Origin of the sequence: Frigoribacterium sp. NPDC087798 (genome assembly GCF_044742985.1) — a bacterium.
In the GTDB taxonomy this organism is placed as follows: domain Bacteria; phylum Actinomycetota; class Actinomycetes; order Actinomycetales; family Microbacteriaceae; genus Frigoribacterium.
Window position 1 is genome coordinate 99,152 of the sequence record NZ_JBIUVP010000005.1, and the last position, 23,041, is coordinate 122,192.

The 23,041-nt window shown below is 72.7% G+C and carries 19 protein-coding genes; 13 read left to right on the plus strand and 6 right to left on the minus strand.

Annotated features, from left to right (window positions below):
• Positions 1 to 31: 31 nt before the first annotated feature.
• The 5 genes from ACIOSR_RS13170 to ACIOSR_RS13190 all read left to right on the plus strand — a co-directional run bounded on the left by ACIOSR_RS13170 (position 32) and on the right by ACIOSR_RS13190 (position 7,077).
• Positions 32 to 1,639 carry a long-chain fatty acid--CoA ligase gene (locus ACIOSR_RS13170; RefSeq protein ID WP_402752852.1) on the plus strand — a complete coding sequence of 536 codons (1,608 nt, stop codon included), beginning with the start codon at positions 32 to 34 and terminating at the stop codon, positions 1,637 to 1,639.
• A gap of 139 nt (positions 1,640 to 1,778) precedes the next feature.
• The gene (locus ACIOSR_RS13175) at positions 1,779 to 2,888 is read left to right on the plus strand and encodes a cell wall-binding repeat-containing protein (RefSeq protein WP_402752853.1); all 1,110 of its coding nucleotides are present in this window, start codon (positions 1,779 to 1,781) and stop codon (positions 2,886 to 2,888) included.
• A 25-nt stretch (positions 2,889 to 2,913) separates the two neighbouring features.
• Positions 2,914 to 3,831, plus strand: a complete 918-nt coding sequence (locus ACIOSR_RS13180; protein WP_402752854.1) for a DMT family transporter — start codon at positions 2,914 to 2,916, stop codon at positions 3,829 to 3,831.
• Positions 3,832 to 3,916: 85 nt separating this feature from the next.
• Positions 3,917 to 5,101, plus strand: a complete 1,185-nt coding sequence (locus ACIOSR_RS13185) for a bifunctional 2-methylcitrate synthase/citrate synthase (RefSeq protein ID WP_173152949.1) — start codon at positions 3,917 to 3,919, stop codon at positions 5,099 to 5,101.
• A gap of 17 nt (positions 5,102 to 5,118) precedes the next feature.
• The gene (locus ACIOSR_RS13190; protein WP_402752855.1) at positions 5,119 to 7,077 is read left to right on the plus strand and encodes a thioredoxin domain-containing protein; all 1,959 of its coding nucleotides are present in this window, start codon (positions 5,119 to 5,121) and stop codon (positions 7,075 to 7,077) included.
• Between the two features lie 120 nt (positions 7,078 to 7,197).
• On the opposite strand, the gene ACIOSR_RS13195 is transcribed toward ACIOSR_RS13190, so the two are convergent.
• The 4 genes from ACIOSR_RS13195 to ACIOSR_RS13210 all read right to left on the minus strand — a co-directional run bounded on the left by ACIOSR_RS13195 (position 7,198) and on the right by ACIOSR_RS13210 (position 11,960).
• The gene (locus tag ACIOSR_RS13195; protein ID WP_402752856.1) at positions 7,198 to 8,124 is read right to left on the minus strand and encodes a sulfurtransferase; all 927 of its coding nucleotides are present in this window, start codon (positions 8,122 to 8,124) and stop codon (positions 7,198 to 7,200) included.
• A 111-nt stretch (positions 8,125 to 8,235) separates the two neighbouring features.
• Positions 8,236 to 8,802 (minus strand): CoA-binding protein, encoded by a 567-nt coding sequence (locus tag ACIOSR_RS13200; RefSeq protein ID WP_056048910.1) that lies wholly within the window; start codon positions 8,800 to 8,802, stop codon positions 8,236 to 8,238.
• 6 nt (positions 8,803 to 8,808) lie between these two features.
• Complete coding sequence (locus ACIOSR_RS13205) at positions 8,809 to 10,101, minus strand: O-acetylhomoserine aminocarboxypropyltransferase/cysteine synthase family protein (RefSeq protein WP_173152937.1); 1,293 nt, start codon at positions 10,099 to 10,101, stop codon at positions 8,809 to 8,811.
• Positions 10,102 to 10,220: 119 nt separating this feature from the next.
• A complete protein-coding gene (locus ACIOSR_RS13210; RefSeq protein ID WP_402752857.1) occupies positions 10,221 to 11,960 on the minus strand; it encodes a dolichyl-phosphate-mannose--protein mannosyltransferase in 1,740 nt (579 codons plus the stop codon).
• A 46-nt stretch (positions 11,961 to 12,006) separates the two neighbouring features.
• Here ACIOSR_RS13210 and rsmI point away from each other — a divergent pair, with 46 nt between their 5' ends.
• The 7 genes from rsmI (at position 12,007) to ACIOSR_RS13245 (ending at position 19,031) form a co-directional block, all read left to right on the plus strand.
• Positions 12,007 to 12,834 (plus strand): 16S rRNA (cytidine(1402)-2'-O)-methyltransferase, encoded by an 828-nt coding sequence (gene rsmI / locus ACIOSR_RS13215; RefSeq protein ID WP_056048904.1) that lies wholly within the window; start codon positions 12,007 to 12,009, stop codon positions 12,832 to 12,834.
• A gap of 93 nt (positions 12,835 to 12,927) precedes the next feature.
• Entirely contained in the window at positions 12,928 to 13,920 is a 993-nt protein-coding gene (locus ACIOSR_RS13220) for an NADP-dependent oxidoreductase (RefSeq protein ID WP_402752858.1), read from the plus strand.
• 96 nt (positions 13,921 to 14,016) lie between these two features.
• Complete coding sequence (metG, locus tag ACIOSR_RS13225; protein WP_056049295.1) at positions 14,017 to 15,585, plus strand: methionine--tRNA ligase; 1,569 nt, start codon at positions 14,017 to 14,019, stop codon at positions 15,583 to 15,585.
• Positions 15,582 to 16,559, plus strand: coding sequence for a TatD family hydrolase (locus ACIOSR_RS13230; protein WP_082460596.1), 978 nt, complete (start codon positions 15,582 to 15,584; stop codon positions 16,557 to 16,559). The genes metG and ACIOSR_RS13230 overlap by 4 nt, the downstream gene beginning before the upstream one ends.
• Positions 16,559 to 17,461, plus strand: a complete 903-nt coding sequence (rsmA, locus tag ACIOSR_RS13235; protein ID WP_402752859.1) for a 16S rRNA (adenine(1518)-N(6)/adenine(1519)-N(6))-dimethyltransferase RsmA — start codon at positions 16,559 to 16,561, stop codon at positions 17,459 to 17,461. The genes ACIOSR_RS13230 and rsmA overlap by 1 nt, the downstream gene beginning before the upstream one ends.
• A 3-nt stretch (positions 17,462 to 17,464) precedes the next feature.
• On the plus strand, positions 17,465 to 18,079 hold the full coding sequence (locus ACIOSR_RS13240) for a hypothetical protein (RefSeq protein ID WP_123571621.1): 615 nt from the start codon (positions 17,465 to 17,467) through the stop codon (positions 18,077 to 18,079).
• A 13-nt stretch (positions 18,080 to 18,092) separates the two neighbouring features.
• A complete protein-coding gene (locus tag ACIOSR_RS13245) occupies positions 18,093 to 19,031 on the plus strand; it encodes a 4-(cytidine 5'-diphospho)-2-C-methyl-D-erythritol kinase (RefSeq protein WP_159827195.1) in 939 nt (312 codons plus the stop codon).
• A 277-nt stretch (positions 19,032 to 19,308) separates the two neighbouring features.
• On the opposite strand, the gene ACIOSR_RS13250 is transcribed toward ACIOSR_RS13245, so the two are convergent.
• Together ACIOSR_RS13250 and ACIOSR_RS13255 are read right to left on the minus strand one after the other, a co-directional pair.
• Positions 19,309 to 21,519, minus strand: a complete 2,211-nt coding sequence (locus tag ACIOSR_RS13250; RefSeq protein ID WP_402752860.1) for an NADP-dependent isocitrate dehydrogenase — start codon at positions 21,517 to 21,519, stop codon at positions 19,309 to 19,311.
• Positions 21,520 to 21,640: 121 nt separating this feature from the next.
• Positions 21,641 to 22,282: a GNAT family N-acetyltransferase gene (locus ACIOSR_RS13255; protein ID WP_402752861.1), complete on the minus strand. Its 642-nt coding sequence runs from the start codon at positions 22,280 to 22,282 to the stop codon at positions 21,641 to 21,643.
• Between the two features lie 92 nt (positions 22,283 to 22,374).
• On the opposite strand from ACIOSR_RS13255, the gene ACIOSR_RS13260 reads away from it, so the two are divergent.
• Positions 22,375 to 23,037, plus strand: coding sequence for a TetR/AcrR family transcriptional regulator (locus tag ACIOSR_RS13260; protein ID WP_200412691.1), 663 nt, complete (start codon positions 22,375 to 22,377; stop codon positions 23,035 to 23,037).
• The last annotated feature ends 4 nt before the right edge of the window (positions 23,038 to 23,041 follow it).

The following is a 23,041-nucleotide window of genomic DNA, read 5'->3' on the forward strand; positions in this document are numbered from 1 at the left end:
GACCGCACGTCAACGGAGACGGAGAGACACCATGTCATCAGCACCCAGCCCCCGAGGCCACGCCACCGCGTCGGTCGCGGCCATCCTCGCCGAGTCGGCCGGCCGGTTCCCCGACGACGTCGCCGTCATCGTCGGGCCCACCTCGACCACCTACGCCGAGCTCTGGCAGCAGACCCTGGCCTACGCCGGGGCCCTCCGCGCCCGGGGCGTCGGCCCCGGGGACCGGGTCGCCATGCTCGTCCCGAACGTCGCGGACTTCCCCCGCGTCTACTACGCGACGCTCGCGCTCGGCGCGGTCGCCGTGCCGGTCCACGCCCTCCTCAAGCGACACGAGATCGAGTACGTGCTGCGCGACAGCGGCTCCCGCCTGCTCGTCTGCGCCGCACCGCTGCTCGGTGAAGGAGGCGCGGGAGCGCAGCTCGCGGGGGTCGACGTCCTGACCGTGCTCGCGCCTCCTGCCGGCCAGGAGGACGACGGGCCCGACCGCCTCGAGGACCTCGCCGCGGCCGCCGCACCCCTCGACACCTACGTGCCCCGCGACCCGTTCGACACCGCCACGATCCTCTACACGAGCGGCACCACGGGCCAGCCCAAGGGGGCCGCAGGGTCTCACCTCGCCCTGATCGAGCAGGTCAACACCAACCTGATGACGACGTTCGACATGCATCGCGGCGACGTGCTGCTCGGGGCCCTGCCGCTGTTCCACACCTTCGGACAGACCTGCACGATGAACACCGGGTTCCGGGTCGGCGCGACGATCGTCATGCTGCCGAAGTTCGACGGCGACGCCGCGCTCGCCGCGATGGTCGAGCACGGCTGCGAGGTGTTCATGGGCGTGCCCACGATGTACATGGCCCTGATCGCCGCGGCCACCCGCAGCGAGGCGCGCCCACCGCTGCGCTACGCCGTCTCGGGCGGGGCGTCGCTGCCGCTCGCGGTGCTCGAGAAGTTCCAGCAGGTGTACGACGCCCCGATCCACGAGGGCTACGGGCTGACCGAGACCTCGCCCGTCGCCACCTTCAACCACGTCGGGGTGCCACCGCGGCCCGGCACCATCGGCACGCCGATCTGGGGCGTCGACGTCGAGATCGCCGACCAGCACGTCGAGGACTCGATCGTGCTGCTGCCGCACGGCGAGATCGGCGAACTCGTCATCCGTGGGCACAACCTCATGAACGGCTACCTCGACCGGCCCGAGGACACCGCGAAGGCGATCGTCGACGGCTGGTTCCGCACGGGCGACCTCGGCACGAAGGACGACGACGGCTACCTGACGATCGTCGACCGCACGAAGGACATGATCATCCGCAACGGCTACAACGTGTACCCGCGGCAGGTCGAGGAGGTCCTCGCGCAGCACCCCGACGTCACGATGGCGGCCGTCTTCGGCGTGGCGCACGAACTCCACGGGCAGGAGATCGAGGCGGCCGTCGTCCTCCGTGACGGGGCCACGGCCACCCCCGACGAGTTGGTCGCCTTCGTCGCCGACGAGATCGCGGCCTACAAGTACCCCCGCGTGGTCCACGTCCTCGACGCCTTGCCGCTCGGCCCCAGCGGCAAGGTCCTCAAGCGCGAACTCGTGGACCGGTTCTCGGCCGCCGTCACCGGGGTCGGCGAGGGAGCCGCGGCGCCCCGCTGACCGGGTCGCGAGGGCACCCCCCGGACGGGGATCACCAGGACGGGGGCTGCCCGGACGGGGGCTGCCGGGCGGACGATCGGGCTCCTAGCCTCACAGCAGAACCTCAGCCCGATCTGACAGGACCCCCGTGAACCCTTCCATGTCCCGAGTCCTCGGCGTCACCGCCGCCGTGGGCGGCCTCGTCGCCCTGAGCCTGGCAGGCGTCACCGCGGCGACCGCCGAACCCGCCACCGGTTCCTTCACCGGGTCCGACGCCTCCGCGGCAGCGGCCCCCGCCCTCGACCGCTACCAGGGCGCCGACCGTTTCGCGACGGCCGCCGACATCGCCGGCCGGGCCTACCCGGACGGTGCCGGCACGGTCATCATCGCGAACGGCGTGCAGTTCCCCGACGCGCTGAGCGCCGCTCCGGCCGCCGCGCTGATCGAGGCGCCGCTCCTGCTGACGGCTCCGAACGCCCTCCCGTCGTCGGTGGCCGACCGCCTCGTCGCCCTCAAGCCGCGGAACGTGGTCGTCATCGGTGGCGTCAACGCCGTGTCGCCCGCCGTCGCCACCCAGATCGGCAAGATCACCGGGGCGACGGTCGATCGTGTCCATGGCGCCGACCGTTACGCGACCTCGCGGGCCGTCGTCGACGCGTTCTTCGCCGAGACCGGCGTCTACCGCGCCTTCGTCACCTCGGGCCTGAACTTCCCCGACGCCGTCAGCGCCAGTGCCGCCGCCGGTGCCGGCAGCACCGACTCGACCGGTGCGCCGGACGCGGTCGTGCTCGTCCCCGGGACCGCCGACGGGGTCGACCAGCCCACGTCGGACCTGTTCGAATCGCTCGGCGTCGAGTCCGTCGCCGTCGTGGGTGGCCCCGCGGTCATCTCGGACGGCATCGTCTCCGATCTCGACGCGCAGTTCCCGGGCGAGGTCGCCCTGCTTGCCGGCCAGGACCGCTACGAGACCTCGGCCTTCGTGTCGTTCTTCGCCTTCAGCGACGCGACGGGCGACGTCCCCCGTACCGACGACTCGGGCACCGTGTACCTCGCCTCCGGGCAGAACTTCCCGGACGCCCTCGCGATCGCCGCGGTCGCCGGTGCCGAGAAGTCGCCCGTGCTCCTCACCGCGCCCGGCTGCACGAACTACTACGCCGAGGACCTCATCGCGGGCCTCGCGTCCGAGAAGGTCGTCACGATCGGTGGCACGGCCGCCGTCTCCGAGAACGCGGCCGCGTTGAACTACTGCCCGGGCCCGCCGCGCACCTGACCCGCGCCGTCGGTACCCTCGCACGATGATCGCCATCGTGCTCGCCGCGCTCCTCTGGGGCACGACGGGCACGGTGGCGTCTTCTCTTCCCGGCGACGTCGGCCCGCTCGCCACGGGCGCCGCGATGATGTGCGTCGGCGGCCTGCTGCTGGCGCTCACGGCCCCCCGCGCCACGCGCGCCGCCCTGCGAGGTGGCCCGGCGGCGTGGCGCTGGCTCGTGCCGGGGGCACTGGGCGTCGTGGTCTACCCGCTGGCGTTCTACTCGTCCATGTCGCTCGCCGGCGTCGCCGTGGGCAACGTGGTCTCGCTCGGGACGGCGCCCGTCTTCGCGGCGCTGCTCGAACGCCTGCTCGACCCGCCCGGCCGGCGGCGTCCCCTCGAGCCCCGCTGGGTGGCGAGTGCGGCACTGGCCGTCGTGGGCGTCGGAGTGCTCGCGGCGACCGGGCAGCACGGTCAGGCGGGCACGGCGGCGTCCCCCGGGTCCGCCCCGCTCGGCATCGCACTGGGCGTCCTCGCGGGTCTCGCCTACGCGACGTACACCTACACCGCGGCTCGGCTCATGGCCGAGGGTCACCCGTCGCGCGGGGCCGTGTCGGCCCAGTTCGGCCTCGGTGCGGTGCTCCTGCTGCCGGTGTTGCTGGCGACCGGGGCTCCGTTGCTGCAGTCGGGCGCCTCCGTGGGGGCGACGGCCTACCTCGCGATCGGGCCGATGTTCGTCGCCTACCTCCTCTTCGGCCACGGCCTGCGCACGGTGTCGAGTTCTCGGGCGACGACCGTGACGTTGCTCGAACCGTTCGTCGCGACCCTGCTGGCGGTGCTCGTGGTGGGCGAGCGGCTCGAGCCGCCGGGCTGGATCGGCCTCGCCCTCGTGCTGGCGGGTGTCGTCTCGATCGTGCTGACGAGACCCGCCCGCCCCTCCCGTCCCGAGGCGCTCGCCACCTAGAGTGGAGCCTCGACGATCGTGTCGCGGCCCCGTCCCGACACGACCGGCCCGCTCCGGCGGGCCCGCCTCATCACGAAGGAGTGACATGAGCGACACCATCACCGCACCCGCCCCGGCCGCCTCCGACGGTCCCGAGATCCACAAGGGCCTGGCCGGCGTCACGGTCGACCGGACGGCGGTCTCGAAGGTCGACGCGGCCAGCAACTCGCTGCTCTACCGCGGCTACCCGGTGCAGCAGCTCGCCGCCGAGCGGGACGTCGAGGACGTCGCCTGGCTGCTGCTGCACGGCGACCTGCCGACCGTCGACGAGCGACGCGACTTCGACGCCGAGCTGCGCTCGCACCGCACGCTGGCCCCCGGGCTGCAGCACCTCATCGACCTGATCCCCACCTCGGCGCACCCCATGGACGTCGTCCGCACCGCGGTGAGCGCCATCGGCGCCGCCCGGCCCGAACCCACGACGGGTGCGGGCGCCTACGACGTCGCCGACACGCGTCGACTCGCCACGCACCTCTTCGCCGTGCTGCCCGCCGTGATCGCCTACGACCAGCGGCGCCGCCACGACCTGCCGCCGGTTCCGCCGCGGGACGACCTCGGCTACAGCGCCGACTTCCTGCACCAGGTGTTCGACCGCGAGCCCGACCCGCTCGACGTGGACGCGTTCGACACCTCGATGACGCTCTACGCCGAGCACTCGTTCAACGCCTCCACCTTCACGGCCCGGGTCGTCGCCTCGACGCTGTCCGACCTGCACTCGTCGATCGTCGGCGCGATCGGGGCCCTCAAGGGCCCGCTGCACGGTGGCGCCAACGAGGCCGCGCTCGAGCTGCTCGACCGGGTCGGCCCCGCCGACGGGGCCGCGGCCTGGCTCGACGAGGCGTTCGCGCGGAAGGAGAAGATCATGGGCTTCGGGCACCGGGTCTACAAGAACGGCGACAGCCGGGTTCCCACGATGGAGGACGCCCTCGGTCGTCTCGTCGACCGGGCCCGCGAGCAGGGCGACGACCGGGTCGACGGGCTCAAGGAGACCTACGACGTCGTCGCCGCGACGGTGTTCGAGCGCAAGGGCCTGAAGCCCAACGTCGACTACCCGTCCGGGCTGGCGTACCACCTGATGGGGTTCGAGACGCCGGTCTTCACGCCGCTGTTCGTCGCGTCGCGCGTCCTCGGCTGGAGCGCCCACGTCATCGAGCAGCGCGAGGCCAACTCGCTCATCCGCCCCCTGAGCGAGTACGACGGCGCACCCCTGAGGGACGTCCCCGCGCGCTGACGCCTACCGTGGCCCGCATGCCGAACCAGCTGCGAGACGCCGTCAGCCCCTACCTCAGGTCGCACGCCGACAACCCCGTCGAGTGGCGTGCCTGGGGGACGGGGCCGTTCGCCGAGGCCGCCGAGCGGGACCTGCCCGTGATGGTGTCGATCGGCTACTCGACCTGCCACTGGTGCCACGTCATGGCGCGCGAGAGCTTCTCCGACCCCGAGGTCGCCGCCCAGCTCTCGGCGGGCTTCGTCTCGGTCAAGGTCGACCGCGAGGAACACCCCGACGTCGACTCCAGCTACCTGGCCGCCGCCTCGGCCTTCACCGAGGGGCTCGGCTGGCCGCTGACCGTCTTCGTCACGCCCGAGGGGCGGCCGTTCTACGCCGGCACGTACTTCCCGCCGGTGCCCGTGCAGGGTCGGCCGTCGTTCCGACAGGTGCTCGACGCCGTCACCGACGCCTGGACCACCAGGCGGTCCGAGGTCGACGCGACCGCGTCGGCGGTGCAGGAGGCGCTGGCTGCGGGGCCCGCGTCGGTCACCGGCACCGCGCCTCCTGGTCCCGGTGCCGGGGTCGCCCTGCCGGGACGGCCCGAGCTCGCCCACGCCGTCGCCCGGCTCGTCGCCCACGAGGACCGCGAGCACGGCGGCTTCGGCGGGGCCCCGAAGTTCCCGACGGCGCCGGCCCAGCTGGCGCTGCTCGCCCTCGGCGCGGGAGGGGACGACGGCGCGCTCGAACTCGTGTCGCGGACCCTCGCCCGCATGGCCGCGTCGCCGCTGCGCGACCCGGTCGAGGGCGGGTTCTTCCGGTACGCGGTCCGCCGCGACTGGTCAGAACCCCACTACGAGCGCATGCTCTACGACAACGCGCAGCTGCTGCTGGCCTACTCGCGGCTCTCGGTGCTCGACCCGGCCCCGGCCCCCGGCTCCGCGCCGACGTCGGCAACTCAGGAGATCGGCTCGGATCCGGCCCGGGTCGCCTCCGGGGTCGCCGATTTCCTGAGTTCCCGACTACGCACGGCCGACGGGGCCTTCGGCTCGGCGCAGGACAGCGAGAGCACGATCGACGGCGTCCGTGACGAGGGCGGCTACTACCGGAGGGACGCCGCGGGCCGCGCGGCCCTCGACCCGCCGCCCGTCGACGACAAGGTGCTCACCGGCTGGAACGGCCTCGCGATCGCGGCGCTCGCCGAGGCGGGGGCACGGCACGGCCGCCCCGACTGGGTGGACACCGCCCGCGGCGCGGCCGACCTGCTGCTCTCGCGTCACGTGACCGACGACGGTCGTCTGCTGCGCGCCTCCGTCGGGTCGACCGTGTCGGACGCCGTGGCGACCCTCGAGGACCACGGCCTGTTCGCGTCCGGCCTGCTGGCCCTCTCGCTCGCGACGGGCGAGGCCCGGTACGCCGTCGCCGCGCGGTCGTTCGTCGACGCCTGCCTGCTCGACGACGCCGACCCGCGGGTCGTCGCGGCCCCGTCGGGTGGCGACCCCGTGCTGGTCTCGCAGGGCGTGGCCCTGTCGAGCGACCCGAGCGAGGGTGCCTACCCGTCGGGACGCAGTGCGGTCGCGGCGGCCGCGCTCACCCTCCACCAGCTCACCGGGGAGGCGCGCTACCGGTCGGTGGCCGGACGGCTCGTCGCCGAGGTGGCCGGTTCGGCCCTCGACAACCCGCTCGCGTACGGTGCCGCCTTCGGGCTGCTCGTCGAGCTCGAGGCCCCGCTGACGCAGCTGGTCGTGGTCGAGCCGTCCCCGGCGGACCGCGCCGACGACGGCCTCGCCCGCCGGGCACGCCGCGTCGTCCGCCCGGGCAGCGTCGTCGCCGTGCTGGACGAGGAGGCGCTGGTCGCCTTCGAGCACGCGGGCTTCGAGTTGTTCGCGGGTCGCTCGGCCCCCGGGCGCGTCCCCACCGCGTACCTCTGCCGCGACTTCGTCTGCCGACTGCCGGTCACGACCGTGGACGACCTCGACGGACTGCTGCTCGAGGAGTGACGACACGACCGCGTCGGTCGCCCAGGCACCGGCGACGCACCGGATAGGGGCACCCGCCCGGCGAAGCACCGGGTCGGGGTGCCCGGCGGGTTGAACCGTCCGGGGCGCCGGGCGGGGGCGTCAGGCGGCGGCGGGCACGAGCGGTGCGGTCGGGTCGGCGACCCACTCGGCGAGCGAACCGTCGTACACCGCGACGTCCGAGCGGCCGAGGACGGCGAAGGCGAGGGCGTCGACGCTGGCCGACACCCCCGAGGCGCAGTAGACGACCGTGCGCGGTTCGTCGGGCACGACGGCGAGGCGGTCGCGGAGGACCGGGTCGCGGGCGAGCGTGCCGTCGTCGGCGAGGAGCGTCTCGGCCGGCACGTTGACGCTGCCGGGGATGTGCCCGGCGCGGGTGAGCGGGCTCGACGTGCCGTCGAACTCGTCGCGGGGCGAACCGGAGACGAGCGCCGCTCTCTCGTCGCCCGCCACCACGGACTCGACGAAGGCTTTGTCGACCCAGTGGTCGGGACGTTCGGTCGCGACGAACGGGGCGGGCGTCGGCAGGACGTCGCCGAGGTCGTACGGCTTGCCCTGCGCGAGCCACTGCGACCACCCGCCGTCGAGCACCGCCACGGCGTCGTGCCCGTAGGCGCGGAACAGCCACCACAGGCGGGACGCCCAGCGGCCGTCGACCGTGTCGTACACGACGACCGTGCTGTCGTTCGAGACGCCCAGCGCGGCCGCCGCGGCCTGGAAGCGGTCGACCCCGGGCCGGGTGAAGGGCAGGTCGGAGCCGGGGTCGCTGAAGTCGACGAGCAGGTCGGCGAGGACCGCCCCGGGGACGTGACCGTCGCGCTCGAACCCGTCGCGGCCCGTGGCGAGGGCCGTCGGGCCGACGCCGCGACCCGGATCGACGTCGCGACCCGGGCCGACGCCGCGACCCGGATCGACGTCGACGTCGAGGTCGACGAGCACCGTCGCGTCGACGATCGTCAGGTCGTCGGCGCCGAGGTGGTCGGCCAACCACTGTGTCGAGACGACGGGTGAGGTGAGGACGGGTGCCATGCGGGCCACGGTAACGCCGACCGGTGACATCGGACCCTGAGTCCGCAATGAAGCGTCACAACGTGTGCGCCGCGACGAACGGGGAAACCGCGACCCGCCCCGACGGTCGTGTCAGCGACCGGCCTTCTTCGCGGTGATGACGCCGGTGTCGAAGCCCATCAAGTTGAGCCCGCCGTTGAACCGGGCGTGCTCGACCTTCATGCAGCGGTCCATTACGACGGTGAGCCCCTGTTCTTCGCCGTACCGGGCGGCCTCCTCGTCGTAGATGCCGAGCTGTACCCAGATCGTCTTCGCGCCGATCGCGAGCACGTCGTCGACGACCGATCGGATGTCGGAGGCCTTGCGGAACACGTCGACGACGTCGGGCACCTCGGGCAGCGAGGCCAGGTCGGGGTAGGCCTTCTGGCCGAGGATGGTGTCGGCGCGGGGGTTGACGAAGTAGACGCGCAGGTCGGTCGACTGCTGCAGGTAGGTGCCCACGAACGAGCTCGACCGGCTCGGGTTGGGCGAGGCGCCGACGACGGCGACGCTCTTCGCCGAGCGCAGGATGGCCTGGCGCTCGCGGGCCGTGGGGCCGACCCACGTCCGCTGCGACTTGAGCAGCTTGGCGAGGGGGGACGACGCGGGCAGCTCGCAGGTCAGCCCGTTGGTCAGCTGCGTGGTGACGGTGTCGGTCACGTCGGGTCACTCGCCTTTCGTCGCCGCGGCCAGCGCCTGGTCGAGGTCGTGGATGATGTCGTCGGGGTCTTCGATGCCGACGCTGATGCGCACCGAGCCGGGCAGCACTCCCGCGTCGACGAGCTGCTGCTCGCTGAGCTGGGCGTGGGTGGTCGAGCCCGGGTGGATGACGAGCGTCTTCGCGTCGCCGATGTTGGCGAGGTGGCTGGCGAGCTCGACTGACTCGATGAAGGTCTTGCCGGCCGGACGACCGCCCTTCAGCTCGAACGTGAAGACCGAGCCGGGGCCCTTCGGCAGGTACTTCGCCGCGCGCTCGTGGTGCGGGTGCCCGGGCAGGCCGGCCCAGCGAACGCGCTCGATGCGCGGGTCGGCGTCGAGCCACTCGGCGACCTGGCGGGCGTTGTCGACGTGGGCCTGCATGCGGAACGGCAGGGTCTCGACCCCCTGGGCGAGCAGGAAGGCCGAGTGGGGAGCGAGGGCCGGGCCGATGTCGCGCAGCTGCTCGGCGCGCAACCGGGTCAGGAAGGCGTACTCGCCGAAGTTGCCGGACCAGTTGAGGCCGCCGTAGCTCGGCACGGGCTGGTCGAAGAGCGGGAACCGCTCGCTGTCCCAGTCGAAGCGGCCGGACTCGACGACGACGCCGCCGAGCGTGGTGCCGTGCCCGCCGAGGAACTTCGTGGCCGAGTGCACGACGACGTCGGCACCCCACTCGATCGGCCGGTTGAGGTAGGGGGTGGCGATGGTCGAGTCGACGATCAGGGGCAGGCCGTGCGAGTGGGCCACGTCGGCCAGGCCCTCGAGGTCGGCGACCTCGCCGGACGGGTTCGCGACCGTCTCGACGAAGACCAGCTTCGTCTCGGCACGGATGGCGGCGGCGTAGTCCGCCGGGTCGGAGGACTGCACGAAGGTCGTCTCGATGCCGAAGCGACGCAGGGTGACGTCGAGCTGGGTGATCGACCCGCCGTAGAGGTTCGCGCTCGCGACGATGTGGTCGCCCGCGCCGGCCAGCGAGGCGAACGTGACGAACTGGGCGCTGAGGCCGCTCGCCGTCGCGACGGCGCCGAGGCCGCCCTCGAGGCTGGCGACGCGCTCCTCGAAGGAGGCGGTGGTCGGGTTGGCGAGGCGGCTGTAGATGTTGCCGTACTTCTGCAGGGCGAACCGCGCCGCGGCGTCGTCGGTGTCGTCGAACACGAAGGCGCTGGTCTGGTAGATGGGCAGCGCCCGTGCCCCCGTCGCCGCGTCGGGGATGTTGCCCGCGTGGATCGCCCGCGTGCGGAAGCCGTACTCACGATCTGCCATGCCCCCACGCTAGCCGCTGGTCGTCACGCGGGGACCCGGGACGTCACACGGCGGAACACGGCCGACCCGCGCCTCCTGCGGGGGAGGAGCCGTCGGTCGGCGGACGGCGGCTCCGACGCCTACTTCCAGCTGGGAATCCAGTAGTGCAGCCGGATGAACTCCCAGTCCTCCAGCTGCGCCGTCCACAGGGGGTAGAAGAAGACGGACACGGCGACGGCGACCACGACGACGATCGCCGTGACGCCGATGCCGCTCAGCCGCCGGGACCGGTCGTCGGTGCGTCGGCCGAGGACGATGCCGAGCACCGCGGCCAGGCCGAGCACGAGGTAGGGCTCGAAGGCGATCGTGTAGAACTGGAACACCGTCCGGTCGGTGAACGCCAGCCACGGCAGGTAGGCCGCCGCGACGCCGACGAGGATCGCCCCGTACCGCCACTCGCGGTACCGCGCGACGCGGTAGACGAGGTAGAGGCAGGCCGCGACCGCCGCGTACCAGATCAACGGGTTCGCGACCGAGGTGATCGCCTCGCCGCACCGGGCCACGTCGCAGCCGCCCTGGCCCTCGTCGAACCCCTGGTAGTACATGCTCGTCGGTCGCAGCATCAGCAGCCAGGTGAGCGGGTTCGCCTGGTAGGCGTGCGGGGTGTGCAGGCCGACGTTGAACCCGTAGACGCCCGCCTGGTAGTGCCAGAAGTTCTGCACCACGTCGGGCACCCACGCCAGGGCTCCCGTCCACCGCGTGCCGCCGTCCTCGACCCAGCTGCGGTAGTAGCCGCCCGACGTCGCGAACCAGCCGGTCCAACTCGCCAGGTAGGCCACCACGGCGACGGGCACGGTCAGCACGAAGCTCACCGGTGCCTGCCTGAACAGGGTGCCCGACAGCCAGAACTCCACGCCGGCCCGGCGGCGCGCCACCATGTCGACGACCACCGTGTAGACCGCGAAGAACGCCAGGAAGTACAGGCCGTTCCACTTCACGGCCGTCGCCAGCCCGCACAGCAGGCCGGCCGTCACCAGCCAGGGACGCGCCCACAGGGCGGGGCCCCAGGCGATGTCGCGACCGGCACCGCGCCTCCTCGCCCGCCAGGCCTCGAGCCGGCGGGCGCTCTGCCGGCGGTCGAGCAGCACCGCCCCGAAGGCCAGCAGGCCGAAGAACATGACGAAGTTGTCGAGCAGGGCCACCCGGGACATGACGATCGCGTGCCCGTCGATCGCCAGGAAGAACCCCGCCAGCGTGCCGAGCAGCGTCGATCGCAGCAGCAACGACCCGATGACGGCGACCAGGGCGACCGCGAGGATGCCCACGACGGCCGTGCTGATGCGCCAACTCGCCGGGTTCTCGGGACCGACCGCCGCCATGCCGAGGCCGATCAGCCACTTGCCGAGGGGCGGGTGCGCCACGAACGACGGTGCCGCGAGGAACCCGCCGACCCCGCCCGCGGCGAAGGTCGGGTCGTAGTCGGCCGGCCACGACCCCTCGTAGCCGAGGTTGAACAACGACCAGGCGTCCTTGACGTAGTACGTCTCGTCGAACACGAGGGTCGCGGGGGAGTTCAGGTGCCACAGGCGCAGCACCGCGGCCAGCAGCGTGACCGCGAGCGGGCCCGCCCAGGCCCAGACGCGCCTCCTGACCGGGGTGCGCAGCACGCGCCCCCACCAGGCGTCGAGCCGGGCCGGGGGAGCCTCGCGGGCGTGGGCCGCGGTCGCGTCGTCGACCGGGGTGCCGACGGGCGTGACGGTCACCCGGTCGGTGAGCGGGTCGGCCGACGCGAGGCCCGGCTCGCCCGCCGTCGGACGGGCAGGAGGCGCGGTGCCGGCCTCGACGAGCGCGTCGAATTCGCGCTCGGGCCCGGTCGTCATCGGGCCATCGTAAGTGGGCGGTCCGGGGCCGGGGGACAATGGGCGGGTGATCGTGCTCGCCGCCACCCCCATCGGAAACCTCGGCGACGCCAGCCGACGCCTGATCGAGACGCTGTCGAACGCCGAGGTCGTCGCCGCGGAGGACACGCGCACGGCGATCCACCTGATGCGCGCCCTGGGCGTCGAGAACCGCCCCCGCCTCATCGCCCTGCACGAGCACAACGAGCGCGAGAAGGCGGGCGAGATCGTCGAGCTGGCCCGCGCCTCCGACGTGGTCGTGCTCACCGACGCCGGCATGCCCGCCATCAGCGACCCCGGGTTCCCGCTCGTCGAGGCCGCCGCGGCCGCGGGCGTCACCGTCACGGCGATCCCCGGCCCGTCCGCGGTGCTCACCGCGCTCGCCGTGTCGGGACTGCCCACCGACCGCTTCAGCTTCGAAGGCTTCCTGCCGCGCAAGCAGGGCGACCGTCTGCGCGTGCTGGGGGCGCTCGCCGACGAACGCCGCACCATGGTGTTCTTCGAGTCGCCCCACCGCCTGGCCGACTCGCTCGGCGACCTGGTCACCGCTCTCGGGGCCACGCGCCGCGTGGTCGTCTGCCGTGAGCTGACGAAGCTGCACGAAGAGGTGCGCCGCGGCAGCGCGGCCGAGCTCGCCGAGTGGGCGGCCGAGGGCGTCCGGGGCGAGATCTGCATCGTGGTCGAGGGCGCCCCCGAACGCGTCGTCGACCTGGCCGCCGGGCTCGCGCAGGTGCAGGCCCTGGTCGCCGACGGCACCCGCCTCAAAGAGGCCACCGCCGACGTGGCCGCCGCCACGGGTCTGTCGAGGCGCGACCTCTACCAGGCCGCCCTCGCCGCCCGCCCGCCCCGCGCGTAGGGCGTGGCGTACCCCGCCCAGCCCGGCGGGTGCAAGCTCGGAGGAGGCGCGTGCCCGGAGGAGGCGCGGCCCACCACGAGCAGGAGGTACGACATGAAGGCGGTCCGTTTCGAGCAGTACGGCGACATCGACGAGCTGAAGGTCGAACAGGTGGCGAAGCCCGAGGCGGGTGCCGGCCAGGTCGTGGTCGCCGTCAAGGCGGCGGGCCTGAACCCCGGTGAGGCGGCGATCCGCGCCGGACTGATGCACGACGCGTTCCCCGCGGCGTTCCCATCGGGGCAGGGGACCGACTTCGCCGGCGTGGTCGACGAGGTCGGTGCGGGGGTCGACGAGTGGTCCGTCGGTGACGAGGTCGTCGGGTGGGCCAACCGGTCGTCGCACGCCGAGTTCGTCGTCGTCGACCACGACGAACTCGTGGCGAAGCCCGAGAACGTGCCGTGGGAGGTCGCGGGCAGCATCAGCGTGACCGGACCCACCGCCTACGCCGCGCTGCGTGCCGTGCAGGCCACCGAGGGCGACACGATCGTCGTCTCGGCCGCGGCCGGCGGCGTCGGCGTGATGGTGTCGCAGCTCGCCGTCCTCGGCGGGCTCACCGTGATCGGCACCGCGAGCGAGCGCAACCACGACTTCCTGCGGCAGCTCGGCGTCACGCCCGTGGAGTACGGCGACGGCGTCGTCGACCGCATCCGTGAGACCGCCCCCCAGGGCGTGGACGCGTTCGTGGACTGCTTCGGCCAGGGCAACGTCGGGTACGCCCTCGAGCTCGGCGTCGCGCCGCAGCGCATCGACACGATCATCGACTTCGCGGCCGTCGAGCAGCACGGCGTCAAGGCCGAGGGCAGCGCCCAGGCGACGTCGCAGGCCGTGCTGTCCGAGCTGCTCGAGCTGATCTCGACCAACAAGATCATGGTGCCGATCGACGGGATCTTCCCCCTCGACGACGTCAAGGACGCCTACCGCGACCTCGAGGACGGCCACGCCCGGGGCAAGTACGTGCTCGGCATGGACGTCGTCGAGTACCCGGGCGAGCACGCCGGCGAGCGGGCGGGTTCCGACGACCGCACCGAGGAGCACGACGCGACCTGACCGGTCGACGCGACCCGCGCCTCCTCATCCCCGGCGGCGGACGCAGGAGGCGCGGGTCGCGTCATCACGTCGGTGCCCCCACCTAAGATGGTCCCCATGCCCGCCGGCGACTCCTTCTTCATCGCAACGCCCATCTTCTACGTCAACGACGTGCCGCACATCGGTCACGCCTACACCGAGGTCGCAGCCGACGTGCTCGCCCGGTGGCACCGTCAGCGGGGTGACGACGCCTGGCTGCTGACCGGCACCGACGAGCACGGTCAGAAGATCCTGCGCACGGCCACGAGCCACGGCGTGACCCCGCAGGAGTGGGCCGACAAGCTCGTCACCGAGTCCTGGAAGCCCCTGCTCGAGACCGTCGACATCGCCAACGACGACTTCATCCGCACGACCGACGCCCGCCACGAGGCCGGCGTGCAGAAGTTCCTGCAGAAGCTCTACGACGACGGCTTCATCTACCAGGGCGAGTTCGAGGGCTTCTACTGCGTCGGCTGCGAAGAGTACAAGCAGCCGAGTGACCTGGTGCCCGGCACCGGCGCCTACGAGGGCGAGCAGGTCTGCGCGATCCACAGCATCCCGGTCGAGGTGCTGCAAGAGAGCAACTACTTCTTCCGCATGAGCGACTTCGAGCAGCGACTGCTCGACCTCTACGAGGCCCAGCCCGACTTCGTGCAGCCCGACTCGGTGCGCAACGAGGTCGTCTCGTTCGTCAAGCAGGGTCTGCGCGACCTGTCGATCTCGCGGCAGAGCTTCGACTGGGGCGTCAAGGTGCCCTGGGACGAGAAGCACGTCGTCTACGTGTGGTTCGACGCCCTGCTCAACTACGTCACGGCCATCGGCTACGGCGTCGACGACGACGAGTTCCGGCGTCGCTGGCCGGCCGTGCAGCTCGTCGGCAAGGACATCGTGAGGTTCCACGCCGTCATCTGGCCCGCGATGCTCATGGCGGCCGGGCTGCCCGTCCCCAAGAACGTCTTCGGCCACGGCTGGCTGCTGGTCGGCGGCGAGAAGATGTCGAAGTCGAAGCTCACGGGCATCGCCCCTCAGCAGATCACCGACGTCTTCGGTGCCGACGCGTTCCGGTACTACTTCATGCGCGCCATCACCTTCGGTCAGGACGGCAACTTCAGCTGGGAAGACATCGCGGCCCGCTACCAGGCCGAGTTGGCCAACGGGTTCGGCAACCTGGCCTCGCGCGTCGTGGCCATGATCACCCGCTACTTCGACGGCACCGTGCCCGTCGCCGGCGACCTCACCGAGGCCGACCTGGCCGTCCGCGAGACCGAACTGCGGGTCACGGCCGAGGCCGACGCGGCGATCGACCGGTTCGCCATCAACGAGGCGCTCGCGTCCATCTGGCAACTGGTCGACCAGCTGAACGGGTACATCACCGAGCAAGAGCCCTGGGCCATCGCGAAGGACGAGTCGCAGCGCGAGCGCCTGGCGACGGTCCTCGCCACCGCGCTGCGGGGTCTCGGCACCCTCACCGTGCTGCTGTCGCCGTTCATCCCGACGGCCACGCGCACCCTGTGGCAGTCGATCGGGCAGGGCGAGCTGACCAGCCAGCCCGTCGATCGTGCGGCCGAGTGGTCGAGCGCTCCCGACGTCCAGCCGCTCGCCGCCGGTCTCTTCCCGCGCATCGAACAGCCCGAGCCCGCGGCATGAGCGACGACACGTCCGGTGGCGGCGGCGCGACCTCCGGGCCGGCCGACGGAGTCCCGGCGACGCACGTCCGCCACCGCTCGTCGGGCGCGGACGGCCAGAAGCGCGACCTGACCTACCCCGCGCCTCCCCAGCCCCTCGTCGTGCCGGTCTACGACAACCACACGCACCTCGAGATCGCCGACGGCGTCGGAGACGACGGCGACGGCCCCCTCGACTACCGCGAGCACCTCGACCGGGCCTCGTCCGTGGGCGTGCGCGGCGTGGTGCAGGTCGGCACCGACCTCGAGACGTCCCGCTGGTCGGCCGAGATCGCCAGCCGCGAGCCCCGGGTGCTCGCCGCCGTCGCCATCCACCCGAACGAGGCCCCGGCCCTCGCGGCCGCGGGCACCCTCGACGAGGCGCTGTCCGAACTGGACGGGCTCGCCGCGAGGCCGCGCGTGCGCGCCGTCGGCGAGACCGGGCTCGACTTCTTCCGCACCGGCGACGACGGTCGGGCGGCCCAGCTCGAGGCGTTCCGCGGCCACATCGAGATCGCCAAGCGCCACGGCCTGGCCCTGCAGATCCACGACCGCGACGCCCACGACGACGTGGTCGACCTGCTGCTCGAGGTGGGCGCTCCCGAACGCACCGTCTTCCACTGCTTCAGCGGCGGGCCGGAGCTGGCGAGCATCCTCGCCGAGAACGGCTGGTACGCGTCCTTCGCCGGCACGGTGACGTTCAAGAACGCCCAGCCCCTGCGCGACGCCCTCGTGCAGTTGCCGCGCAACCTGATCATGGTCGAGACCGACGCGCCCTACCTGACGCCGGTGCCCTACCGCGGTCGCCCCAACGCGCCGTACCTGATCCCCTTCACGCTGCGGTCGATGGCCGAGACGATCGGCACCGACGTGTCCATGCTCGCGGCCCAGATCTCGTCGACGACCGAACTGGTCTACGGCAGCTGGGACAGCGAGCCCGTGACGGTCGAGGGCTGATGTCGCGCGCCACCCTGCTCGGCCCCGCCGAGATCCGTGACCTCGCCGACCTCCTCGGCGTGCAGCCGACCAAGAAGCTCGGGCAGAACTTCGTCCACGACGCCAACACCGTGCGTCGCATCGTCGCCGCGTCGGGTGTCTCGGCGGGCATGACCGTCGTCGAGATCGGCCCCGGGCTCGGCTCCCTGACCCTCGGCCTGCTCGAGGCGGGTGCCAAGGTCGTGGCCGTCGAGATCGACAAGCGCCTCGCCGAACAGCTGCCGAAGACCGTCGCGCAGCTGCAGCCGGCGGCCGACCTCACCGTCGTCGTCGACGACGCCCTGCGCGTGACGACCCTGCCCGACGAACCCACCCACCTCGTGGCGAACCTGCCGTACAACGTCAGCGTGCCGGTGCTCCTGCACTTCCTCGAGCACTTCGGCGGGCTCGAGCACGGGCTCGTCATGGTGCAGTCCGAGGTCGGTCTGCGCCTGGCCGCCGAGCCCGGCTCGAAGGTCTACGGCGGCCCGAGCATCAAGGCGGCGTGGTACGGCGAGTTCCGGGCCGCGGGCCAGGTCAGCCGCCAGGTGTTCTGGCCCGTGCCGAACGTCGACAGCATCCTCGTCGCGTTCGACCGCAAGCCGGCCCGCGGCAGCGAGCTCGAGCGTCGGGCGACCTTCGCCCTCGTCGATGCCGCGTTCCAGCAGCGACGCAAGATGCTGCGCCAGTCGCTGTCCTCCCTCTACGGGTCGTCCGCCGCCGCCTCCGAGGCCCTCGAGCGTGCCGGAATCGCCCCGACCCAGCGGGGAGAGCAGCTCACCGTCGACGACTTCCTCGCCGTGGCCCGGGTCAGCGACGTCGACGCCCTCGCCGGGGCGTCCGTCGCCGCCGTGCTGCACGCCGACGAGGGCGAGGCCGGCTGAGCCGTGCCCCGACGCAAGAACGGCCCCGACGGCGCGCCGTCCGGCAGGGCCAGGGGCAGGGACGGTGGCGGTGACGAGCGCGGGCACGGTGAGCAGCGGCTCAGTGACGCCCGGCTCGGGTCGGGCACCGGACGCGGTGCGGCCGAGTGGTTCGCACGGCTCGACGCCGCGGGGGCGGCGCGACTGTCCCACGAGCAGATCTCGCGCCTCCTGGTCGACGAGTTCGAGGTCGTGCCGTGGTGGGCCGAAGGGATCACGGTGCGCTACGAACAAGAACGCGGCGTCGAGCCGCCGGGGCGTCAGTCCGACGGCAGCTACGCGGTCACCGTCGGCCGCAGCCTGAGGGGTGCACCGCTCGAACTGTTCGACCTCGCCGTCGACCGGTTCGCCCGGTACGCCGGCGGTCCGCCCGAGGTCGTCGCCCGGTCCGCGACGCGTCCGACCGCCGACTGGACCCTCGCGCACGGGGACACGCTGCGCCTCCAGGTGGTGTCGACCGCCGGTCCGAAGTGCTCGGTGTCGTTGACGCAGGGCAGCCTGCGCCTGCCCGAACGGGTGCAGCCCGTGAAAGAGGGGTTGACGCGGGCGTTCGGCGTCATGAGTGATCGCCAGAACTGACTAGGTTGGACGCATGACGTCCGTGGCCGCCCCGACCGTGGTCCACACGCGTGCGCCGGGCAAGATCAACGTCTTCCTCGCCGTCGGTGACCTGCAGGACGACGGTTACCACGACCTCGCGACCGCCTACCAGGCCGTCTCCCTCTACGAGGACGTGCGCGCGCGTCGCGCCGACGACTTCACGGTCAGCGTCACGGGTGGCCCGTCCATCGACGTGTCGGGCGTGCCGACCGACGGGTCCAACCTGGCGATCAAGGCCGCCCGCCTGCTGGCCGAGACGACCGGCTACACGGGCGGCGTCGCCCTGACCGTCGACAAGGCGGTGCCCGTGGCCGGCGGCATGGGGGGCGGATCGGCCGACGCCGCCGCGACGCTGCTCGCGTGCGACACGCTCTGGGGAACCGGCGTCGGTCGTGACGAACTCCTGCGGCTCTCGGCCCGACTCGGTGCCGACGTCCCGTTCGCCTTCGCCGGGGGCACCGCGATCGGTACCGGTCGCGGCGACGAGCTCAGCCCGGCCCTGGCGAAGGGGCAGTTCCAGTGGGTCCTGGCCGTGGCCGACGTCGGCCTCTCGACGCCGCGCGTCTACGACGAACTCGACGCGCACCGTCTGCGGCACCAGGGCGAGATCCGCTCGGTGCGGCACCCCGTCGTCGACGCCGGCGTCCTGCAGGCACTCCGGGCGGGCGACCCGGGCATGCTCGCGGACGCCATGCACAACGACCTCCAGGCGCCCGCCCTGCACCTCCAGCCGGGCCTGGCCGACGTCCTCGAGCTCGGTGAGGGCAACGGGGCCCTCGCGGGCATCGTGTCGGGCTCCGGCCCGACGGTGGCGTTCCTCGCACCCGACCTCGACGGCGCTCTCGAGCTGCAGATCGCGCTGAGCGCCGCCCGTCTCACGGTCGTCCGCGCCACGGGCCCGGTCCACGGCGCCCGCGTCGTCACCGACTAGGCCCGGGCCCCAGGGCGTGGGGGGGGGGCGCCCCCCCCCCCCCGGGGGGGGGGGGGCGGGGCGCGGGGGGGGGGGGGGGGGGGGGGGGGGGGGGGGGGGGGGGGGGGGGGGGGGGGGTGGCGCCTCCCCCCGCCCGCCGCCCCCCCCCCCCCGCCCCCCCCCCCACCAGTCGACGACCGGCCAGACGAGGGCCCGACCCGACGGACGACGGGAGGCGCGGTGCCGACCGGCACCGCGCCTCCTGTTCTCGAGCGACCTGCGCCCGGCGACCGACGACCTACAGCGTCGCGAGCGCCTCGTTCAGCGTGCGCGACGGGCGCATCACGGCTTCGGTCTTCGCGGCGTCGGGGTGGTAGTAGCCCCCGATGTCGACGGCCGTGCCCTGGGGCTCGATCAGTTCGGCGACGATCGCCTCTTCGGCCCCGCCGAGGGTGGCGGCCAGCCCGGCGAAGGCGGCGGCCAGTTCGGCGTCGTCGGTCTGGGCGGCGAGCTCGTCGGCCCAGTACTTCGCCAGGTAGAAGTGGCTGCCGCGGTTGTCGATCGAGCCGAGCTTGCGGCCGGGCGACTTGTTCTCGTCGAGGAAGGTGCCGGTGGCGCGGTCGAGCGTGTCCGCGAGGATCTGCGCCCGCGCGTTGTCCGTCGACGTCGCGAGGTGCTCGAAGCTGACCGCGAGGGCGAGGAACTCGCCCAGGCTGTCCCAGCGCAGGTAGTCCTGCTCGACGAGCTGCGAGACGTGCTTCGGGGCCGAACCGCCGGCACCCGTCTCGAACAGGCCGCCGCCGTTGATCAACGGCACGACCGAGAGCATCTTGGCCGAGGTGCCGAGCTCCATGATCGGGAACAGGTCGGTCAGGTAGTCGCGCAACACGTTGCCGGTGACCGAGATGGTGTCGTCGCCACGGCGGATGCGCTCGAGCGAGAACGCCATCGCGTCGACGGGCGAGAGGATCTCGATCTGCAGGCCCTCGGTGTCGTGTTCGGCGAGGTACGTGCGGACGAGCCCGATCAGGGTCGCGTCGTGGGCACGGGTCTCGTCGAGCCAGAAGACCGCCGGGGTCTGGCTGGCGCGGGCCCGCGTGACGGCGAGCTTGACCCAGTCGCGGATCGGGACGTCCTTCGTCTGGCAGGCGCGCCAGATGTCGCCCGTGGCGACCTCGTGCTCGATGAGCGTCTCGCCCGCCTGGTTCACGACGCGGACGGTGCCGTCGCCGGGCACCTCGAAGGTCTTGTCGTGCGAGCCGTACTCTTCGGCGGCCTGCGCCATCAGGCCGACGTTCGGCACCGAGCCCATGGTAGCGGGGTCGAAGGCGCCGTTCGCACGGCAGTCGTCGAGCACGGCCTGGTAGATGCCGGCGTAGCTCGAGTCGGGGATGACGGCGAGGGTGTCGTGCTCGTCGCCGTCGGGGCCCCACATGTGGCCCGACGTACGGATCATCGCGGGCATCGACGCGTCGACGATGACGTCGCTCGGCACGTGGAGGTTGGTGACGCCCTTGTCGGAGTCGACCATGGCGAGGTCGGGCCCGTCGGCGATCCCCTGGTCGAAGGCGGCCTTGATCTCGTCGCCGTTCGGCAGTGCCGCGAGGCCCTGCAGGATGCCGTTGAGACCGTTGGCGGGGTCGAGCCCGGCAGCCTGCAGGTCGGCACCGTACTGCTCGAAGACGCGGGGGAAGAAGGCGCGGATCACGTGACCGAAGAGGATCGGGTCGCTGATCTTCATCATCGTGGCCTTGAGGTGGACCGAGAACAGGACGCCCTCGGCCTCGGCCCGGGCGATCTGTGTGGCGAGGAACTCGTGCAGCGCGGCGACGTGCAGCACGGTGCCGTCGACGACCTCGCCGGCCAGCACGGGGATCGACTCGCGCAGCACGCGGGTCTCGCCGTCGGCGCCGACGAACTCGATGCGCAGGGTGTCGTCGGCCGGGATGACGACCGTCTTCTCGTTCGAACGGAAGTCGTCGACGCCCATGGTCGCGACGTTCGTCTTCGAGTCGGCCGTCCAGGCGCCCATGCGGTGCGGGTGCTTTCGGGCGTAGTTCTTGACCGAGAGCGGAGCACGACGGTCGCTGTTGCCCTCGCGCAGCACGGGGTTGACCGCGCTGCCCTTGACCTTGTCGTACCGGGCCTTGACGTCGCGCTCGGCGTCGGTCGAAGGCGAGTCGGGGTAGTCGGGCAGGTCGTAGCCCTGCGACCGGAGTTCGGCCACGGCGGCCTTGAGCTGCGGCATCGAGGCCGAGATGTTCGGCAGCTTGATGATGTTGGCCTCGGGCGTCTTCGCCAGGGCCCCCAGCTCGGCGAGGGCGTCGCCCTGGCGCTGCTCGTCGGTGAGGCGCTCGGGGAACTGACTGATGATGCGGGCCGCCAGCGAGATGTCGCGGGTCTCGACGTCGACCCCCGCGGTCTTGGCGTAGGCCTGGATGATGGGCAGGAACGAGTAGGTCGCCAGCATGGGCGCCTCGTCGGTCAGCGTGTAGATGATCTTCGCCATGCGGCAGGTGCTCCCTCGTTGTCGGGCATGCGTGTGCTCGGTGGTGCTGCCTCTACGCTACCGCGCAGAAGTCTCTCGACATGAAGATACATGCCCGGTCTGGACGGCCCGCCCACGCGGCTCAGGTCGTCCGTGTCGCCGGGCGCCACATCGCCGCGGGCGTCGCGCCCGGCAGCCCGCCGATCGGGCCCAGCTCGACGAAGCCCAGGCGCCGGTAGAGCGCCCGGTTCCGCTCGGTCGACGACTCGAGGTAGGCGGCGCCGCCCGTCTCGTCGATCGCCGCGAGGCGGTGCTCGATCAACGAGGTGCCCACGCCGAGCCCTCGGGCCGCGTCGCCGACCGCGATCTCGCCGAGGTACCAGTGCGGCAGCCGCGGCCGGGGCGCCGCCAGGGTCGCCTGGTGGCGGGCCGCCGGCACGAGCCCGCCGAGCCCGAGCGCCCGCAGGTACCGCGGCAGCTGCCCGATCTCCGCGAGCGACACCGGCAGGCGCAGCGGCGAGGACGGTCGGGTGCGCGGCGCGTCCCAGACGGCCGCCCCCACGACGTCCCGGCCGGCGTCCGCCACGGCCACGTCGACCGTGCGACGGCCCGCCGGGATCGACCGCATCATCGCGGAGAAGAGGTCGACCAGACGGGCATGCCGCCGCCGCCCGCGCGGGACGAACCCGAGCATCACGGGATCGTCGCGGAACCCCTCGGCGAGCACGGCGGCGGCCGCGTCCAGCTGGTCCGGGCGGGCGGCGGTGATGGTCACGTCGGGCACGCTGTCTCCTCGAATGATTCGTCATGACTGACGGATTCGTCAGTCGTGACAGAATGTAGCCAGACATCCCGCCCGACACGTGAGAGGCCGCTGTGAAACCGGACGACGAAGAGGCGCGGGTCGCCCCCTCGAGGACGTCCCGCCGCACGCGCGACACGCGTCGCAAGCTGGTCGAGGCCGGCGTCGTCCTCTTGCGGCGGGCCGACTACGCCGCCGTCCCCGTCGCCGAGATCACGCAGCTGGCCGATGTCGGCCTCGGCACGTTCTACAACCACTTCGCCGGCAAGGACGCGTTGTTCGACGAGGCCGTGCAGAGCGTGCTCGACGCGCAGACCGAGCGCATGGCGGCGCTCGGGCGCGCGGACGACTCCCCCGTGACGACCGCGGCGATCGCGATGCACGTGGTCCTCGGACTGGCCGAGAGCGACCCGGCCGTGGCCGTGGTCGTCGCGCGCAACGGCCTGCGCCTGCTCGACGCCGAGGCCGCGCTGGTGCCGCAGGCACGGGCTCTCGTGCAGGCCGGGCAGGCGGCGGGCTCCTTCGCCGAGCTGGACGTCGACCTGGCGCTGTCCCTGGTCGGCGGCAGCCTCCTCGGCGGGCTGCACACCTGGTGGTCGACCCCCGAACTCGTCACCCCCGCGTGGACGGTCGAGCTGGTCGCCCGCGTGCTCGTGGCCCTCGGGTGCGACCTCGGGGACGCTCGCCGCGCCTCCTCGTCCGGTCTCGACCGGGTGACCGGGCGCGACGCGGGCTGACGCA

Coding starts and splice junctions, on each gene's coding strand:
- ACIOSR_RS13170 (WP_402752852.1), top strand. CDS start 32: ATGTCATCAGCACCCAGCCCCCGAGGCCACGCCACCGCGTCGGTCGCG.
- ACIOSR_RS13175 (WP_402752853.1), top strand. CDS start 1,779: ATGTCCCGAGTCCTCGGCGTCACCGCCGCCGTGGGCGGCCTCGTCGCC.
- ACIOSR_RS13180 (WP_402752854.1), top strand. CDS start 2,914: ATGATCGCCATCGTGCTCGCCGCGCTCCTCTGGGGCACGACGGGCACG.
- ACIOSR_RS13185 (WP_173152949.1), top strand. CDS start 3,917: ATGAGCGACACCATCACCGCACCCGCCCCGGCCGCCTCCGACGGTCCC.
- ACIOSR_RS13190 (WP_402752855.1), top strand. CDS start 5,119: ATGCCGAACCAGCTGCGAGACGCCGTCAGCCCCTACCTCAGGTCGCAC.
- ACIOSR_RS13195 (WP_402752856.1), bottom strand. CDS start 8,124: ATGGCACCCGTCCTCACCTCACCCGTCGTCTCGACACAGTGGTTGGCC.
- ACIOSR_RS13205 (WP_173152937.1), bottom strand. CDS start 10,101: ATGGCAGATCGTGAGTACGGCTTCCGCACGCGGGCGATCCACGCGGGC.
- ACIOSR_RS13210 (WP_402752857.1), bottom strand. CDS start 11,960: ATGACGACCGGGCCCGAGCGCGAATTCGACGCGCTCGTCGAGGCCGGC.
- ACIOSR_RS13220 (WP_402752858.1), top strand. CDS start 12,928: ATGAAGGCGGTCCGTTTCGAGCAGTACGGCGACATCGACGAGCTGAAG.
- metG (WP_056049295.1), top strand. CDS start 14,017: ATGCCCGCCGGCGACTCCTTCTTCATCGCAACGCCCATCTTCTACGTC.
- ACIOSR_RS13230 (WP_082460596.1), top strand. CDS start 15,582: ATGAGCGACGACACGTCCGGTGGCGGCGGCGCGACCTCCGGGCCGGCC.
- rsmA (WP_402752859.1), top strand. CDS start 16,559: ATGTCGCGCGCCACCCTGCTCGGCCCCGCCGAGATCCGTGACCTCGCC.
- ACIOSR_RS13245 (WP_159827195.1), top strand. CDS start 18,093: ATGACGTCCGTGGCCGCCCCGACCGTGGTCCACACGCGTGCGCCGGGC.
- ACIOSR_RS13250 (WP_402752860.1), bottom strand. CDS start 21,519: ATGGCGAAGATCATCTACACGCTGACCGACGAGGCGCCCATGCTGGCG.